This window comes from Bradyrhizobium sp. SYSU BS000235 (assembly GCF_049747295.1).
GTDB lineage: Bacteria > Pseudomonadota > Alphaproteobacteria > Rhizobiales > Xanthobacteraceae > Afipia.
Genome location: NZ_JBMHJM010000001.1, coordinates 3,892,808 through 3,907,688, shown reverse-complemented (window position 1 = coordinate 3,907,688; position 14,881 = coordinate 3,892,808). Strand labels below are relative to the sequence as shown.

At 60.3% G+C, this 14,881-nt stretch carries 15 protein-coding genes and 1 pseudogene; 4 read left to right on the top strand and 12 right to left on the bottom strand.

Features of this window, described 5'->3' with window-relative positions; genetic code table 11:
• Positions 1 to 183: 183 nt before the first annotated feature.
• The gene (locus ACP0KA_RS18140) at positions 184 to 558 is read right to left on the bottom strand and encodes a DUF3551 domain-containing protein (RefSeq protein ID WP_424630120.1); all 375 of its coding nucleotides are present in this window, start codon (positions 556 to 558) and stop codon (positions 184 to 186) included.
• A 134-nt stretch (positions 559 to 692) separates the two neighbouring features.
• On the opposite strand from ACP0KA_RS18140, the gene ACP0KA_RS18135 reads away from it, so the two are divergent.
• Positions 693 to 827, top strand: a complete 135-nt coding sequence (locus ACP0KA_RS18135; RefSeq protein WP_424630119.1) for a hypothetical protein — start codon at positions 693 to 695, stop codon at positions 825 to 827.
• A gap of 135 nt (positions 828 to 962) precedes the next feature.
• On the opposite strand, the gene ACP0KA_RS18130 is transcribed toward ACP0KA_RS18135, so the two are convergent.
• From ACP0KA_RS18130 to ACP0KA_RS18110, 5 genes are all read right to left on the bottom strand, one after another.
• A complete protein-coding gene (locus ACP0KA_RS18130; RefSeq protein ID WP_424630118.1) occupies positions 963 to 1,730 on the bottom strand; it encodes an SDR family NAD(P)-dependent oxidoreductase in 768 nt (255 codons plus the stop codon).
• 28 nt (positions 1,731 to 1,758) lie between these two features.
• Positions 1,759 to 2,493 carry a histidine phosphatase family protein gene (locus ACP0KA_RS18125; protein ID WP_424630117.1) on the bottom strand — a complete coding sequence of 245 codons (735 nt, stop codon included), beginning with the start codon at positions 2,491 to 2,493 and terminating at the stop codon, positions 1,759 to 1,761.
• A gap of 7 nt (positions 2,494 to 2,500) precedes the next feature.
• Positions 2,501 to 3,286: an SDR family NAD(P)-dependent oxidoreductase gene (locus ACP0KA_RS18120; RefSeq protein WP_424630116.1), complete on the bottom strand. Its 786-nt coding sequence runs from the start codon at positions 3,284 to 3,286 to the stop codon at positions 2,501 to 2,503.
• 89 nt (positions 3,287 to 3,375) lie between these two features.
• Positions 3,376 to 4,437, bottom strand: coding sequence for a phosphotransferase family protein (locus ACP0KA_RS18115; RefSeq protein ID WP_424630115.1), 1,062 nt, complete (start codon positions 4,435 to 4,437; stop codon positions 3,376 to 3,378).
• 21 nt (positions 4,438 to 4,458) lie between these two features.
• Positions 4,459 to 5,694 (bottom strand): acyl-CoA dehydrogenase family protein, encoded by a 1,236-nt coding sequence (locus ACP0KA_RS18110; RefSeq protein ID WP_424630114.1) that lies wholly within the window; start codon positions 5,692 to 5,694, stop codon positions 4,459 to 4,461.
• Positions 5,695 to 5,924: 230 nt separating this feature from the next.
• Between ACP0KA_RS18110 and ACP0KA_RS18105 the strand changes: the two genes are divergently transcribed.
• Positions 5,925 to 6,599, top strand: a complete 675-nt coding sequence (locus ACP0KA_RS18105) for a TetR/AcrR family transcriptional regulator (protein ID WP_424630113.1) — start codon at positions 5,925 to 5,927, stop codon at positions 6,597 to 6,599.
• Positions 6,600 to 6,713: 114 nt separating this feature from the next.
• Here the strand turns inward: ACP0KA_RS18105 and ACP0KA_RS18100 are convergent, their stop codons facing one another.
• The gene (locus ACP0KA_RS18100) at positions 6,714 to 7,013 is read right to left on the bottom strand and encodes a hypothetical protein (RefSeq protein ID WP_424630112.1); all 300 of its coding nucleotides are present in this window, start codon (positions 7,011 to 7,013) and stop codon (positions 6,714 to 6,716) included.
• 400 nt (positions 7,014 to 7,413) lie between these two features.
• Between ACP0KA_RS18100 and ACP0KA_RS18095 the strand changes: the two are divergent.
• Positions 7,414 to 9,233 (top strand): annotated as a pseudogene (locus tag ACP0KA_RS18095) (carbamoyltransferase family protein).
• Positions 9,234 to 9,576: 343 nt separating this feature from the next.
• Here the strand turns inward: ACP0KA_RS18095 and ACP0KA_RS18090 are convergent.
• On the bottom strand, positions 9,577 to 10,845 hold the full coding sequence (locus ACP0KA_RS18090; RefSeq protein WP_424630111.1) for a dipeptidase: 1,269 nt from the start codon (positions 10,843 to 10,845) through the stop codon (positions 9,577 to 9,579).
• A 166-nt stretch (positions 10,846 to 11,011) separates the two neighbouring features.
• Entirely contained in the window at positions 11,012 to 11,425 is a 414-nt protein-coding gene (locus tag ACP0KA_RS18085; RefSeq protein WP_424630110.1) for a VOC family protein, read from the bottom strand.
• A gap of 330 nt (positions 11,426 to 11,755) precedes the next feature.
• On the opposite strand from ACP0KA_RS18085, the gene ACP0KA_RS18080 reads away from it, so the two are divergent.
• A complete protein-coding gene (locus ACP0KA_RS18080; protein ID WP_424630109.1) occupies positions 11,756 to 12,193 on the top strand; it encodes a DUF2000 domain-containing protein in 438 nt (145 codons plus the stop codon).
• On the opposite strand, the gene ACP0KA_RS18075 is transcribed toward ACP0KA_RS18080, so the two are convergent.
• The 3 genes from ACP0KA_RS18075 to ACP0KA_RS18065 all read right to left on the bottom strand — a co-directional run bounded on the left by ACP0KA_RS18075 (position 12,190) and on the right by ACP0KA_RS18065 (position 14,823).
• Positions 12,190 to 13,020, bottom strand: a complete 831-nt coding sequence (locus tag ACP0KA_RS18075) for an AraC family transcriptional regulator (protein WP_424630108.1) — start codon at positions 13,018 to 13,020, stop codon at positions 12,190 to 12,192. The genes ACP0KA_RS18080 and ACP0KA_RS18075 overlap by 4 nt on opposite strands.
• A gap of 136 nt (positions 13,021 to 13,156) precedes the next feature.
• Positions 13,157 to 13,927, bottom strand: coding sequence for an SDR family oxidoreductase (locus tag ACP0KA_RS18070; protein ID WP_424630107.1), 771 nt, complete (start codon positions 13,925 to 13,927; stop codon positions 13,157 to 13,159).
• A gap of 41 nt (positions 13,928 to 13,968) precedes the next feature.
• Complete coding sequence (locus ACP0KA_RS18065; RefSeq protein ID WP_424630106.1) at positions 13,969 to 14,823, bottom strand: alpha/beta fold hydrolase; 855 nt, start codon at positions 14,821 to 14,823, stop codon at positions 13,969 to 13,971.
• Positions 14,824 to 14,881: the final 58 nt, after the last annotated feature.

Sequence of the window (14,881 nt, the reverse complement as noted above, 5' to 3'; positions counted from 1 at the left end):
CCGACTCATCATTTCCTAAAATCCGCCGGTTCCTGAGCGCGGATTAGAATACGATTCCAATACAGCCTCGAATGGCTTTCATTTTTCCCAACTTCCGAGATCTCATAGATGCATTCCTCAGGAGGCCCGTCATTTGCACCAAATGATGGGCATTGGCAGGACGATCACCCGCAGAGCTCAACGTCAGGGGCCGCTGCCGATTTCGTTGCTGGAATTCGGGCGGTTGGTTGCCTGGTTGGCCCCATAGGGTCCGCCGCCTGCATAGGGATTCCCCGGAATGCCGTAGCCGGGGTAAGGGCTTCCCGGAACACCGGGTCCGGGTGCGTAGCGCATCGGCCGTTCATAGGAGCCATAGGCCAGACGCGGATTGCGATAACAATATGCATTAATCCCTGACGCCGCTGCCTGGCACTGCGCATAGTTCCGATAGTAGCAAGTTCCCGGTCCCGCTTCATCGCTCCGCAGCAGACAGAATGGATAGTCCTGCGCGGCGGCCGGGGATGACAACGCTGCCAAGGACGCGACGAGCGTCGAAATCGCCAATGATGATTTCCACATTTGTTTTCCTTTCAATGCCGAGAAAAACAAAACAGGTCAGATCGTTCCTGAAGCCATTCCGTGTTTCAGATGGCCCATGACCTCGGCGCAGAAACCAATCGCCGCGCTCATGCTTAAAGTCACATGGAGGTATCATGAGCGAAGACAAGTCAGTTCACGCAACTGGGAACACAGAGAACGAGGCGGCGGATCCAGCAACCCTGGTTCTGGGCGCGATCTGCATGGCGCCGCTGGCAGTGGTTGGCGCGTGCTTGCTGTTTTTGACGTAGGCATTCGCAGACGCGCGTTCGTGAAGGGAACATCGCTGACCGGGCTTCCGGCTTTCAGCAGCAGTTGCGTCGCGGCGCAATATCCACCGCGACGCAACTTCTGAATGCAAACGTTCAGCTGCTGGCGAAGGTGCCTTAGCTGATGGTCGCGCCGCCGTCGATCACCATCGATTGGCCGGTCATGAAGTTGCCCGCAGCCGATCCCAAGAACACGGCAGCACCCGCGATCTCGTCCGGGATGCCGATGCGCAGCAGCGGCGAACGCGCGGTCGAGTTCTTCAGCGTTTCCGGATTATCCCAGAGCGCCTTGGCGAAATCGGTCTTGATCAGGCCCGGCGCAATGCAGTTCACGCGGATGTTGTGCTTGCCGTATTCGCAGGCGAGATTGCGCGCGAGTTGCATATCGGCCGCCTTCGAGACACAGTATGCGCCGATCGTCGTCGAGCCCTTCAGGCCACCGATAGACGAGACGATGATGATCGAACCATCCTTGCGCTCGATCATCTGCGGCACCACCATGCTGACCAGCCAATTGTTGGCGATGATGTTGTTGCTGAGGATCTTGCTGAACTGGTCGTCGGAAATGTTGGCCATCGGACCGTAATACGGATTCGACGCCGCGTTGCAGACCAGCACGTCGATCTTGCCGAAAGCACGGTTGGTCTCGTCGACGAGGTTCTGCAGGTTTTCCTTGCTGGAGATGTTGGCCGCAATGGCGATGGTTTTGCCCTCGCCGTACTGCGCATTGATCTCCTTCGAGACCTGATCGCAAACGTCCTGCTTCCGCGATGAGACCACGACCTTGGCGCCATGCTCCACCATGCGCTCGGCAATGGCGCGGCCGATGCCGCGGGTCGAGCCGGTGACGACGGCGACTTTGCCGGTCAAATCGAACAAGGTCATGCGATTCTCTCCCTGAAATATTTTTTGTCTATGCGAGCTTGTTGGTCACTTCCGGCCCAGCCGGCTGATGCATGGCATCGTGCGCAGGGCTTGCGATCCATGGCTGCTGATTGATCATCGGCACGCGCCAGCCGTTGTGACCATCGCTTGAAAGATAATCCAGCCGTGTCACCGAACAATTGTCGATGGCAAACGCAAAGCCTGCACCGGGATCGAGCCCGAGCGCGAAGGCGATCGCTGCCTTGATCGTCCCGCCATGGGCTACGCAGACGATATCCTTGCCGGCGTGTTCGGTGTTGACGCGCCTGATCGCGGCGACGGTACGTTCCGACAGATCGTTGAAGCTCTCGCCCCCTGGGGCGCGCTCATGGGCGGGCGCGAACCAGTAACTGGCAATAGAGGCTGGGCGCGCGGCGAAGAACGCGGCGCGGTTCATCCCCTGCCACTCGCCGAGATCCTGTTCGGCGAAGGCCTTGTCCTTGATCATCTCCGCTGGAGCCGTCAGGCCCGCAGCCCAGATCGCTTCCGCTGTCTGATGCGTGCGCTGCAAGTGACTTGCGTACCACACCGCAGTCTTGGGCAGGAAACGCGCGACACCTTCGAACACGACCTTGTCGCTGCAGTCGCAGGCAAGGTCGGCTTGTCCGTAGATATTGCCGCCGTCGATCCGCACCGGGGCATGACGCACCCACCACCAGCGTGTCGCTGTCACGCCCTGAGGCACGGCATGTTGCGCGACGAAGGGTTTTGCAGGGTTTGACATGCGGAAATCAGATCGGTTTGCCGGCGTAAGGCATCGACGCGGTCAAACCGCCATCGACCGGGAACGCCTGACCGTTGACGTAGGAGGACTCGTCGCTGGCGAGGAACAACCCCATCGCTGCGATCTCGTGCGGCTGACCCGCGCGCTTGAGCGGATTGATCTGGCCGATCTTGCCTTCCGTGCCGCGCTCCTTGGCGCCGTCGAAAATCCGTTTGGTCATGCCGGTCTCGATCAATCCAGGGCATACCGCGTTGATGCGCACACCCGTGCCCGAGAGAGAGTAAGCCGTGGTCTGTACCAGGCTGATGACACCCGCCTTGCTCGATGCATAAGGATGGCCGCTGGCGCCGGATTTCAGGCCCGCGACAGACGCGGTGCAGACGATGGCGCCGTGGCCCTGCCCCACCAGATGCGGCATCGCATATTTGATCGCAAGGAACGGCCCGATCAGGTTGATGCGCAGGATTTCCTGCCAGTGTTCCACCGTCTGTTCCTGCAGCGGCACCAGGCCGCCGCTGATGCCGGCATTGGCCCAGATCGCATCGAGCTTGCCGTAGGTGGAGATCGCTTTCGCGATGTAAGCCTTCACATCGTCTTCGGAGCCCGCATCCAGCATCATGGCTTCGGCGGTGCCGCCCGCCTTGCGCACCTCCTCGACGGTCTCTTTGACGCCTTCGCTCTTGTCCACCGCGATCAGTTTCGCGCCTTCCTTGGTGAACATGAGCGACGCCGCGCGGCCGATACCGCTGCCCGCGCCGGTGATGATGACGGATTTGCCTTCAAGGCGACCCATGACGTTCTCCCGAGCGTTTTTATGAGGACGGCTTTACAAGAATGAGTTGGGCGCGCACGATCGCGCGCCCCGCCCATCGATATGGAATGTCAGCTCGCGCCGGCGAGCTGGGCGTATTTCCAGGACGCCTGCGCCAGCGGAATGCGGCGTGAGGCGGATTCCTGGGCCTTCTCATTCGCCGCCGTGCCGTCGACAATGCGCTTGGCGATGCCCTGCACGATGCCGGCAAGGCGAAACAGGTTGTAAGCGAAATACCAGTTGAGGTTTTCGATCGGCGGCACGTTGGCTGCCTTGCAGTAGATCGCCTCGGCCTCTTCCATGGTCGGAATGTTGAGCGATTTGAGGTCCGCACCGTCGAGACCCGGCATCACCCACTGCATCAACAGATAAGCAAAGTCCGCCATCGGATCGCCGAGCGTGGACAATTCCCAGTCGAGCACGGCCTTCACCTGCGGCTTGTCCGCATGGAAGATCATGTTGTCGAGCCGGTAGTCGCCATGGACGATCGACACGCGCCGCTGCTCCGGCACCGTCTTCGGCAGCCACTCGATCAGCTTGTCCATTTCCGGAATGACGTCGGTCTCGGATGCGCGATACTGCTTGGTCCAGCGATCCACCTGCCGCGCAAAATAATTGCCCGGCTTGCCGAAGTCGCCGAGCCCGATGTTCTCGGGCTCATAGCTGTGCAGCTTCGCCAGCGTTTCGATCTTGGATGTGAACACTGCGCGACGTTCGTCCGCCGGAAGGTTCGGCAGCTGAGGATTCCAGAACACACGGCCTTCTTCCATCGACATGATGTAGAAGGCCGCGCCGATCACGGCGTCGTCCATGCAGAGCGCGTAAGCGCGCGCCACCGGAAAGCCCTGTTTGTGCAGGGCCGCGATCACCTTGTATTCGCGATCGACAGCGTGAGCCGACGGCAGCAATTTGCCGAACGGCTTGCGCCGCATCACGTAGGAGGTCTTCGGGGTGTCGAGGCGGTATGTCGGATTCGACTGACCGCCCTTGAATTGCGAGACCGTAAGCGGTCCCGCAAAACCTTCGACGTTTTCGCTCATCCAGCGCGCCAGACTCGCTTCGTCGATGCGATGACGCTCCTCGACCGGCTTGGTGCCGGAAAAGTCGGCGTCGTTCCTTACCCCTAGACCCATTCTGCTACCCGTTTCGGTTAATTACTTGGCGGGCGCGTTCGCATACTTGCGAAGTTCAAGCCGCGCGATGGCACGATTGTGAACTTCATCCGGACCGTCCGCAAGCCGCAGCGTGCGAATGCCTGCGTAGTCCTTGGCAAGGCCCGCTTCGTCCGACACGCCGGCGCCGCCGAAGGCCTGGATCGCCTGATCGATGATCTTGAGCGCCATGTTCGGCGCCGCGACCTTGATCATCGCGATTTCAAGCTGGGCGGTCTTGTTGCCGACCTTGTCCATCATGTCGGCGGCCTTGAGGCACAGCAGACGGTTCATCTCGATGTTGGTACGGGCTTCGCCGATGCGCTGCTCCCACACCGAATGCTCGATGATCTTCTTGCCGAACGCGGTGCGTGAGGACAGGCGCTTCACCATCTTCTCCAGTGCCTCTTCGGCCTTGCCGATGGTGCGCATGCAGTGATGGATGCGGCCCGGACCGAGGCGACCCTGCGCGATCTCGAAGCCGCGGCCTTCGCCCAGCAGGATGTTGCTGACCGGGACGCGGACGTTCTCAAGCAGAACCTGCGCGTGGCCATGCGGCGCATCGTCGAAGCCAAACACCGGCAGCATCTTTTCAACGGTGATGCCCTTGGTATCGAGCGGCACCAGCACCTGCGACTGCTGCTGATGCTTCGGCGCATTGAAATCGGTCTTGCCCATCAGAATCGCGATCTTGCAGCGCGGATCGCCGACGCCCGACGACCACCACTTGCGGCCGTTGATCACGTAATGATCGCCGTCACGCTCGATGCGGGTCTCGATGTTGGTCGCATCCGACGATGCCACCGCAGGCTCGGTCATCAGGAATGCGGAGCGGATTTCACCGTCCATCAGCGGACGCAGCCACTTCCGCTTGTGCTCCTTGGTGCCGTAACGCATCAGCACTTCCATGTTGCCGGTATCCGGCGCGGAGCAGTTGAACACTTCCGAAGCCCAGGAGATGCGGCCCATCTGCTCGGAGAGAAGCGCGTATTCGAGGTTGCTCAGTCCCGCACCGCGGAATTCGTCGTCTTCGTGCGACGACGGCGGCATGAACATGTTCCAGAGGCCTTCAGCCCGCGCCTTCTTCTTCAGCTCTTCGAGGACCGGAATCACTTTCCAGCGGTCGCCCTGCGCATCCTGTTCCTTGTAGGTCGGAACAGCCGGCCGCACATGCGTGTTCATGAAGTTGGTCACGCGTTCCAGCCACTCGCGCTGGCGGTCCGACATCGTAAAGTCCATGAGACGTCCTCACTGTTGTTAATTGGAAATCGTCTTGCAACACTGGCGGCCGGCTGTCCACATCCGGAAAAGAACGTCAGCCCTGCTGACGTGACGGACGTTAAGCTTGCCGCTCAAAGATCTTGCTGCTAGGTTGATTTCATACATTTGTTTGAATTACAAGACGTCATCCAAACAAATGTTTGATTTGAATTCCGCTACGCGAAATCCACTCTTACCGACTGGCTCGAATGGCAAGCGATCAGACCAAAACCGCCATCTTGACCGCCGCCGAAACGCTGTGGGCAGATCGCAGCTTCGGCGAAGTCACGATGCGCGACATCGTGGCGGCAGCGGGGGTGAACCTCGCGGCGGTGAACTATCACTTCGGGTCGAAGGATGAACTGCTGGCGGATCTGTTCATCAGCCGCACCACAGTGCTGAACCGCGAACGCTTTGCCGAACTGAAAGCCGCGGAAGAAGCCGGCGGCGGCAAGGCGAGCGTCGACGCGATTCTGCGCGCTCTGGTCGGCCCGCCACTGCGATGGTGTCTCAGCCCGGATCGCCAGCGCTCGGCGGCAGCGCGCTTCCTCACCCGCGCATCGGTTGAGACCGTGCCGCCGATCAAGAAGATCGTCGACCGCGAATTTCGCCACTTGCAACGCTTTGCGGTGGCGCTTCGCAACGCCCTGCCCGACCGCGAAGAAGTCGATATCTACTGGGGGCTGCACTTCGCGCTGGCGATGATCCGCCAGACAGTGACCGACAACGAGCGCCTGCGCAAACTATCCGGCGGGTTGTGCGATACCAGCGACACTGACGACATCATCCACCGTATCGTCGCAGTCGCAACCGACGCGCTCATCGGCGACAGTGCATTCGCCCACCGCCCGAGCATGCGCGCAACGGGCCTGCGGAAGAGCTGAGCGGCGACATCCAACCGGACCACAAACAAAAACGAGGTGCGACGGAGACCCGGCACACCTCGTCATTTTTTCTAGGTCATCCCGCGCGATCAGGTCGCGTGGGCGAAACAGATATCAATACGGGCAGATGGTCCGACCCCAGCGGCGGCTCCAATAGCAGCCACGAACCGGAGGCGCGACGTAGATACCGAAGCCGCGACCACGGCCCCAACCACGTCCACGACCACGGGCCCAACCGCCACCGCGAGCCCAACCGCCGCCGCGGCCACGGCCGCGCGCTTCTGCGGAAGTTGACGTTGCGGACAATAGAACCGCCGACGTGCTGATGAGGCTGATGCCATAGACTGCAACCAAGGCCATCGCAGCCAGCACACGTGTAAGGAAGCTGCGGGGCTTACCTGTCTTCTGAGCCATTCCTAGAATCTCCCATTTGCGGGAAAGCACCTGCTCAGCACTCCCCGCCCGCGATTAGTGTCCCGTCTCCACAATTGCGAAACGTCACACTAGTGAACCTGCTGTCCCATCAGGCGATTCAAAAATGACCCGGCATCATCGAAATGTGCCGAGTCCATCATCCGGGCGGCAGACTATGGTGAACCTATACCTCCGGTCAAGCGACCGAATGATAACAGCCGACGAGTTAGAGGTTTTATGAACGCTCATTCACTCTCGCCGTAACATTGCGTTCATATTGCCTCGCACTATGCTGGCCATCCTCGCCAGCCGGCCGCACTGGCACCACATTCTCCCTTCCGCGTTTCACCAATGCGCGATTATTCGATCCGTTCCGATTGCTCTTTGCAGAAGATGGTCAATGTCCAAGAAACACACTTACGTCCTCGGCCTGAACACCTACGACCATGATGTGAGCGCCTGCCTGCTGCGAGATGGGGAATAGCGTTCGCTATTGCCAAGGAGCGGATCACCCGCGAGAAACACGCGAGCGGCTTCTACAAGGAAGTGATCGATTACTGCCTTGATGCCGAAGGCATCACCATGGACGACGTCGATCTCGTGGTCCGCAACTGCTACATCCTGCCGGTTCCGGAGATGGAGCAGCGCCTGGTCTATCAGGATCTGCCCGGGTTCCTCCCCGAATTCGAACGTGCGGAAGCGAAGAAGCATCCTTTATATCTCTCGCATTCGGATAAGGTGGTGTCGATCTCGCACCATCTGGCACACGCCTACAGCGCCTTCGCGGCCTCGCCGTTCGAAGATGGCGTGGTGATGATCGTGGACGGCGTGGGCAGCTACCGCTCGGACGTCTCCGAGCCTTATCCGGCCGAGGACATCGGTTCGGCCTTGGCGCGCGAGTCCGAGAGTTACTACACGTTCAGCGGGACGACGCTCGAATGCCTGAAGAAGGTTTGGATGGAGCCGGACCGCGGTTTCCTCAGCGATGAATTCTACAACATGCCCGGCTTGGGTGCGCTCTACAGCCGCGCCTCGACCTACATCTTCGGCGATTGGAACAAGTGCGGCGAGTTGATGGGCCTTGCGCCTTACGGACGCCCGAACCGCGTCAAGCCGACGATGGAGATGCAAGGCGAAAAGCTGATCGTCCCGCGCTGGAGCCAAGAATCCAACCCAGATTTCAACCGCCCCTACATCGCGGACAGCGACGAGAAATGGGAAACCAGCCCGTCCATGAAGCACTGGGAGGATCTCGCCTGGCGCGTACAGGACGACACCGAGAACGTGCTGCTCGCACGCGCCAATTGGCTGCGCGAAAAGACCGGTGCGAAGAATCTCTGCATTGCGGGCGGTGTTGCGCTGAACTGCGTCGCCAACGGCCGCGTGGCGCGCGAAGCCGGCTTCGACAATGTCTGGATTCAGCCGGCCGCCGGCGACGACGGCATTGCGATTGGCTGCGCGCTTTACGGCTATCTCGAAGTGCTGAAGCAGAAACGCAATTTCGTCATGACCCATTCCTACGTCGGACGGAAATACTCCGACAAGGAAATTCATGATGCGAGCCGTCGCCCGCTCACCCGCATCCAGACCACGCAAGTCAAGAGCGACAACATCTGTCGCGACACCGCCAAGCTCCTCGCCGATCAAAAGGTGATCGGCTGGTTTCAGGACCGTTCCGAATTCGGCCCGCGCGCGCTCGGCAACCGCAGCCTGATCGCCGACCCGCGCAAGCCGGAGATGAAGGACATCCTCAACAGCCGCGTGAAGCATCGCCAGCCGTTCCGCCCCTTCGCGCCCGTCGTGCTCTATGAGCGCGCAAAGGACGTGTTCGAAGGCGAGGAAGATTCACCCTTCATGCTGATCGCAAAAAACGTCCGCCCCGAATGGCGCGACAAGATTCCGGCGATCGTCCATGTCGACGGCACTGCGCGGGTGCAGACCGTGCGCGAAGACACCAATCCGATGCTGTACCGGCTGCTAAAGGAATTCGATGCGCTCACCGGCGTGCCGGTGCTGATCAACACGTCGTTCAATGTGAAGGGCGAGCCGATCGTCGAGACACCGCACGATGCCGTAGTGTGCTTCATGACCACCGGCGTCGATCATCTGGTGCTGCATGACACCCTGATCTCGAAGAATGCGCTTCACACAGTCCTCGGCCCGCTGGTCGGCGTCTATTCGGACGTCGCAACCGTAGTCGCGTCGAATATGAAGCCTTGAGGGACTCTATCGCGCAACAACGACGCGCATTCGTTTCAACCATCGCCACGCGCGGCGGAGACAGGATCTGAAAGGAGATGTCGAATGACACCACCAACGATTCAGGAGTTCGCCGGGATCTTCATGCTGGCGCTCGTCACCGCCGGGTTGATCACGCACACATCCACGGGAACACATGCCGCACCCATGAGGGTCGCCATCGCTGACAACCTGGATGTAGCCACCATCGACGGCATCGAGACAATCGCCCTGCCCGCAACACGCGGCGCGGGCAGAGCGGAAATCATCAGAAGGGTCGAGCTTCGCGCTAACCCCTCCTCAGTCGACTTATTAAGTCGGCTTCTTAAGCGGCCTTGGCCTGCCCGAACACGCGCATCCAGTTCTCGCCGAGAATCTTGCGGGCGTTTTCCGGCGTGGTGAGCTTGCGAATGGCCGCGATCAGATCGGTGTAGCCGGTCGGATCGGCCGGGATCGAGGTGCGGCCGTTCACCATGTCGAGGCCGATCGCCACGTGATCCGCGCCGACCAGTTTGATCACGTATTCGATCTGCGCGATGTATTCATCCATGGTCGGCAGCACGGCACTCGGATCTTCCTTCCACTCCGCCAGCTCCTTCCACTTTTCGCGGAACTCGTTGTCCATGCGCGCGATGAACTCGCCATGATCCCCCGGCGGCCGCGTGACCGACGGATGATAGCTCAGCATGCCGAACACCGCCTTGCTGGCATTCTTCGCGCCCTCCGGGTTGGACGCCATCCACTGACGGTAGCGCTTGCTGACAACAGCCGCGCCGCCGTGAATTCCGACCAGTCCTCCCTTCGCCGCCAGCGCCTTCACCACATCGTCGGAGAGTCCGGCACCGGCCACAGCCTTGATTGTTTCGTGGCTCGCGACCACCGGCGCGCGGCTCGCTTGAATGAGCTGGTTCTGAGCCGCCTCGGTGGCATGGGCGACGTCGATCAGGATGCCGAGGCTGTTCATCTGTGTGACGAGCTTGCGGCCCTGATCATTGATGCCGTGGAAATGGTCCGGCTTTTCGCCGCCCTGAAACGGAGCCAGCGCGCTGTCGCTGTAGGAGTTGAAGCCTGACTGGGTCGTGAACTGAACCGAGCGCAGGCCCAGCCGGTAAAACGCATCCAGAACATCTGCATCGCCTTCATGGTCGAAACCGGACTCGCAGCCGATGAACACCGCCATGCGGCCGCTGCCGACGATCCGCCGCGCATCGTCCGGGCTCAGCGCAATCGCCATCTTGTCCGAATGCTTGTCGGAGAACCGCAGCAGCGTGTCCATCAACCGAAGAAACTGTTTCGGCGTGTAGTTGTAGCTCCAGTAGCCGTAGGGCCCGAGATTATCGACGATGCAGTTGACACCCGCGGCACGCGCCCGGGCGAAATCCCAGCCCTGCTTGGTCGGCGTCCACGGGTCGATGCCCTCCCAATAGATGCGATTGGTGATGTGGACGTGCCCGTCCATGATGATCTCGGGCGCGTTGTCGGCAGCGAAAGCCTTTGTCGTAAGCCCCGCGCGATCCGCAAGAAGCGCGCCTGCTCCCAACGCGCCGCCGCGCAGGATATCCCGTCGTGTCCGGGTGAAAGTCCGTTTCATCATCACCAAACCTCCCAAGGATTGTTCATGAATCGTTTTTGTCGTTGGTCCGGCGAAGCGGTATCACAACTTCGCCCGCAAGAGATGACGGACGCCTGCATAAGACCTCAGCGTTTGCGCGAGATGAAAATCGTGCGCGACGATTCTCGGCACGCGTCCCGAAACCGGCTTAGCTTAAGGTACCTCCCCAGGCTTCCGGATCGACATCGGCGATTGTCTGCGAGAAGGTCCAGCGATAGCCGCACAGATCTCGGACGATGTACTGCCGTTCTCCATACGGATGGTCGGTGGGCGCTTGCAGAATGTCTGCGTCATGCTGCAACGCGTTCTGATAATGATGATCGACGTTTTCCACGCGGATCATGATCCCGAACGGCTGGTCAATGGGATGCGACGCGCCATCAGGACGCTCCGTCACGGCGATCGCGCCGTTTCCGGCGTTCAGCTGCGCGCGATGGTTGCCGATCCGCAGGCGCAGCGTGAAACCATAAGCCCGACATAGCCAGTCAATCGCCTCGCCGACATCGGGATAAGCAAGCTCCGGAATAACCGAGACATTCGGCATGGATCGGTTCACCATCATGATTTTTCCTTCTCCCGGGTCCTGGCCGGACCTGAACAACGTTCTAGCGGATAGATTGCCATCCGAATACGCGGCGGAGATTCGCCATGATTCCGTCCGTTCTAGGCAACGCGCCCATCAATTCATTCCATCCGCCAACAAGGATCATGACAGGATTTCGTGTCGGCGCGATGCCAACCAACCCGAACTCAGCCGCCCGCGCTGCAATAGCGTTCAAGACAAGGCTGGGTTGCCTTGGTTCCATAGACCTGACGAAGAACGCAATCGCGCACAAAGTCCGGCGTGCGAAGCGGTAGCGTTCGCCCCTATCTTGTTCGATGAAAGAAACTTATGTCCGAGAGTGAAGAGCAAAACGATCCCGGCCGTTGCGTGATCGTGATCGATGACAGTTTGCCTGTTGGCCGGGCAGCCAATGCCGCAGCGGTGATCGCACTGACCATCGGCAAGCTGCGGCCGCACCTGGCAGGCGCGGACCTGATCGACAAGTCGGGTGCGGTGCATCCAGGCCTCATTCCGATCGGCATCTCGGTGCTGGGCGCATCGGCGGCCGACCTGCCCGGCATCCGCGCTAAGGCATTGGCGCGCAAGCTCGACGTCATCGATTTTCCGGTGCAGGGCCAGCAGACCACCGACTATCAGGCGTTCGGCGCCGCGGTCGCTGAATGCGAGACCGAGGCGCTGACTTACGTCGGCGTCGGCGTGTACGGCCCGCGCAAGGATGTCGGCAAGATCGTCGGCAAATATGGTCTTCTGAAAGATCGTGTCTAACGACTGCCGCGGATTGCGGCCTGATAAGTACCCGGCGTAATGCCCATACGGCTGCGGAAGTGGCGGGTGAAGTGGGCCTGATCGGCAAAGCCTGCGAGCATCGCCGTGACGGCGAGCTCTTCGCCTTGGCGCAGCAGTTTCTGCGCCAAACGAATGCGGGCCTGCCGCTGATAGGCATGCGGCGTCATGCCCGTTTCGCTCTTGAACGCACGGTAGAGCCGGTAAGGCGCCAAGTCGGCGGCGTGGGCAATGTCATTGAGGCTGACGCGTTCGTCGAGATGTGAATCGAGATAGTCTCTGGCCAGACGAACAGCGCGGCTTTCGCGGCCAACAGCACGCGCATCCGGCGCATCGTTGATGTGGCGATCGAACAGCCGCCTGGTGAACCTTAAATAGCGTTCGTCGCGTGCAAGCCGCGGTCCGCCGGTTTCCGAAAGCGAATGAAGCGCCTCGAATGCGCCGACAAGTTCGCGGTCGCGGATGATGGGCCCGCGGATCGAAGGCGATGGCCCCCTGTGATCCGCATCGTCGATCCTCCCGCGTAGCAGATCGAGATCGACATAGATGGTGCGCTGGCTCCAGCCTGCCGGATCGATGGGCCAGCCGGCATGAATGTCATCGGCATTAATGGCGTAGAGATCGCCCTTGCGTGCGGTGAACTCTCCCTCTCGCATGCGGATACGGATGGCTCCCTCGGTAATCAGGGCGAAGCAAGCGGTATCGTGGCTATGCACGTCGTAGGAAAAGCCTGCAAAGTTCCCGCGCAGCAGGTCCGCGCCGAGATCGTCGGCGCGCCAGAACGCAACAGGGCTTTGTTTATCCACCATCGTTGCTGATCCCACGTATCGTGGGATCGCTATAGCGCAAAGGCGGCGGCAATCGGGACAAAATCATACGCGCAAAATGAAAGATGCCCGCCGGATCGACCGGCGGGCATCCTGCCTCGGCTTTGGCTATTCGGCCTCAGATCGATTTGACCTCACCGCCGTCCATGCGCAACGTCGTTCCCGTCATCCAGCGCGCCGCGGGCGAAACAAGGAATGCCATCAAGTCCGCGATTTCCTCCGGCTCGCCGTAGCGTGCGATGCCGGCATCTTGCGGAAACTTCCTGGTCGCTTCCTCGACCGTCATGTTGTGCAGCGGCGCCCAATGTTCGAGATAGGACTTGCGGCGTCCGGTCATGACCGGACCCGGCAACACGCTGTTGACTTGGACGCCGTCGGTGATTCCGCGATCCGAAAACGCTTTGGCGAGCGCAGCGATCGCTGCGTTGATTGCACCGACGGCCGCATAGGGCGCCTTGGGAAACACGGCGGAATTGCCCGACATGAACACCACTGTACCCTTGGCCTTCTTCAACGCAGGCCAGGCTGCGATGGCGAGCCGCCGTGCACCGTGGAATTTGAGAGCCATGCCGCCATCCCACTGCTCGTCCGTCATCTCGAACAAATCGATCTGCGGCACCGCGCCTGCGATGTTGAGCAGCGCATCGATCTGCCCGAACTTGGCGAGCGTCTGATCGACCACTTTCTTTGGTGCCGAGACATCGGCCAGATCAAGATCGATCACCAGCGGCTCGGCGCCGGCGGCTTTCACCGCAGCCGCCGTTGCCTCCAAGTTCTCCTTTCCTCGCGCCGCAAGCGTGATCGCAGAAAAATCCTTCGCAAGACGGATGGCGGTTGCGCGGCCGATTCCCTGACTGGCACCGGTGACGATGGCAACTGACTTCGACATTGTAGTTCTCCTGAAGATTGAGGCTTGCTTGGTTTCGTTGATCAGCGCGCGAAGACTTCGCGGATTGCGGCGGCGATTTCAGCCGCGTGCGTTTCAACCGCGAAATGACCGGTATCGAGGAAGCGCACCACCGCGTTCGGGATGTCGCGCTTGAAAGCTTCGGCTCCCGGCGGCAGGAAGAATGGATCGTTCTTGCCCCAGATCGCGAGGAACGGCGGCTTGTAGGTGCGGAAGTAGTTCTGGAAGTTCGGGTAGAGCGCGATGTTGCTCTTGTAGTCGCCGAACAGATCGAGCTGGACTTCATCGGCACCGGGGCGCGCGAGATAGAAATTATCCAACGCAATGCCATCGGGTGACACGTGCGTTTCGTCCGTCACGCCATGGGTATATTGCCAGCGGGTCGTCTCTGGCGCGAGAAAAGCGCGCAACGCATCGCGATTCTTCTGCGACGGCTCTTTCCAGTAGGCACGGATCGGATTCCACCCCTCGCTCAGTCCTTCTTCATAGGCATTGCCGTTTTGCGAGATGATGCCCGTGATGCGCTCCGGATGATCCATGGCGATCCGGAAACCGGTCGGCGCGCCGTAATCGAACACATAGATCGCGAATGTCTTGAGCCCGATCACTTCGGTAAAGCGCCCGATAACGTGCGCAAGGTGATCGAACGTGTAAGCAAATGTTTTCCGGTCGGGCATGTCGGACTGACCGAAGCCTGGAAGGTCAGGCGCAACGATGTGGAAGCGATCCGCCAGCAGCGGGATGAGATCGCGAAACATGTGGCTCGCGCTCGGGAAGCCGTGCAGCAACAGCAACGCCGGTTTTTCGGGATTGCCGGCCTGGCGATAGAAGATCTTCACGCCGTCGACGTCAGCGGAGCGATAGGTGATGGCAGTCATGGCTTAACTCCTTTTGTAACCGTTATTTTTAATCGAAGAGGTTATCGATGTGGGGCAC

Excerpts from the sequence above, each read along its gene's own strand:
- ACP0KA_RS18105 (WP_424630113.1), top strand. The coding sequence starts at position 5,925 with ATGGCAAGCGATCAGACCAAAACCGCCATCTTGACCGCCGCCGAAACG.
- ACP0KA_RS18135 (WP_424630119.1), top strand. The coding sequence starts at position 693 with ATGAGCGAAGACAAGTCAGTTCACGCAACTGGGAACACAGAGAACGAG.
- ACP0KA_RS18100 (WP_424630112.1), bottom strand. The coding sequence starts at position 7,013 with ATGGCTCAGAAGACAGGTAAGCCCCGCAGCTTCCTTACACGTGTGCTG.
- ACP0KA_RS18075 (WP_424630108.1), bottom strand. The coding sequence starts at position 13,020 with ATGGTGGATAAACAAAGCCCTGTTGCGTTCTGGCGCGCCGACGATCTC.
- ACP0KA_RS18130 (WP_424630118.1), bottom strand. The coding sequence starts at position 1,730 with ATGACCTTGTTCGATTTGACCGGCAAAGTCGCCGTCGTCACCGGCTCG.
- ACP0KA_RS18085 (WP_424630110.1), bottom strand. The coding sequence starts at position 11,425 with ATGATGGTGAACCGATCCATGCCGAATGTCTCGGTTATTCCGGAGCTT.
- ACP0KA_RS18110 (WP_424630114.1), bottom strand. The coding sequence starts at position 5,694 with ATGGACTTTACGATGTCGGACCGCCAGCGCGAGTGGCTGGAACGCGTG.
- ACP0KA_RS18140 (WP_424630120.1), bottom strand. The coding sequence starts at position 558 with ATGTGGAAATCATCATTGGCGATTTCGACGCTCGTCGCGTCCTTGGCA.
- ACP0KA_RS18070 (WP_424630107.1), bottom strand. The coding sequence starts at position 13,927 with ATGTCGAAGTCAGTTGCCATCGTCACCGGTGCCAGTCAGGGAATCGGC.
- ACP0KA_RS18120 (WP_424630116.1), bottom strand. The coding sequence starts at position 3,286 with ATGGGTCGCCTTGAAGGCAAATCCGTCATCATCACCGGCGCGGGCAGC.
- ACP0KA_RS18080 (WP_424630109.1), top strand. The coding sequence starts at position 11,756 with ATGTCCGAGAGTGAAGAGCAAAACGATCCCGGCCGTTGCGTGATCGTG.
- ACP0KA_RS18090 (WP_424630111.1), bottom strand. The coding sequence starts at position 10,845 with ATGATGAAACGGACTTTCACCCGGACACGACGGGATATCCTGCGCGGC.
- ACP0KA_RS18125 (WP_424630117.1), bottom strand. The coding sequence starts at position 2,493 with ATGTCAAACCCTGCAAAACCCTTCGTCGCGCAACATGCCGTGCCTCAG.
- ACP0KA_RS18065 (WP_424630106.1), bottom strand. The coding sequence starts at position 14,823 with ATGACTGCCATCACCTATCGCTCCGCTGACGTCGACGGCGTGAAGATC.
- ACP0KA_RS18115 (WP_424630115.1), bottom strand. The coding sequence starts at position 4,437 with ATGGGTCTAGGGGTAAGGAACGACGCCGACTTTTCCGGCACCAAGCCG.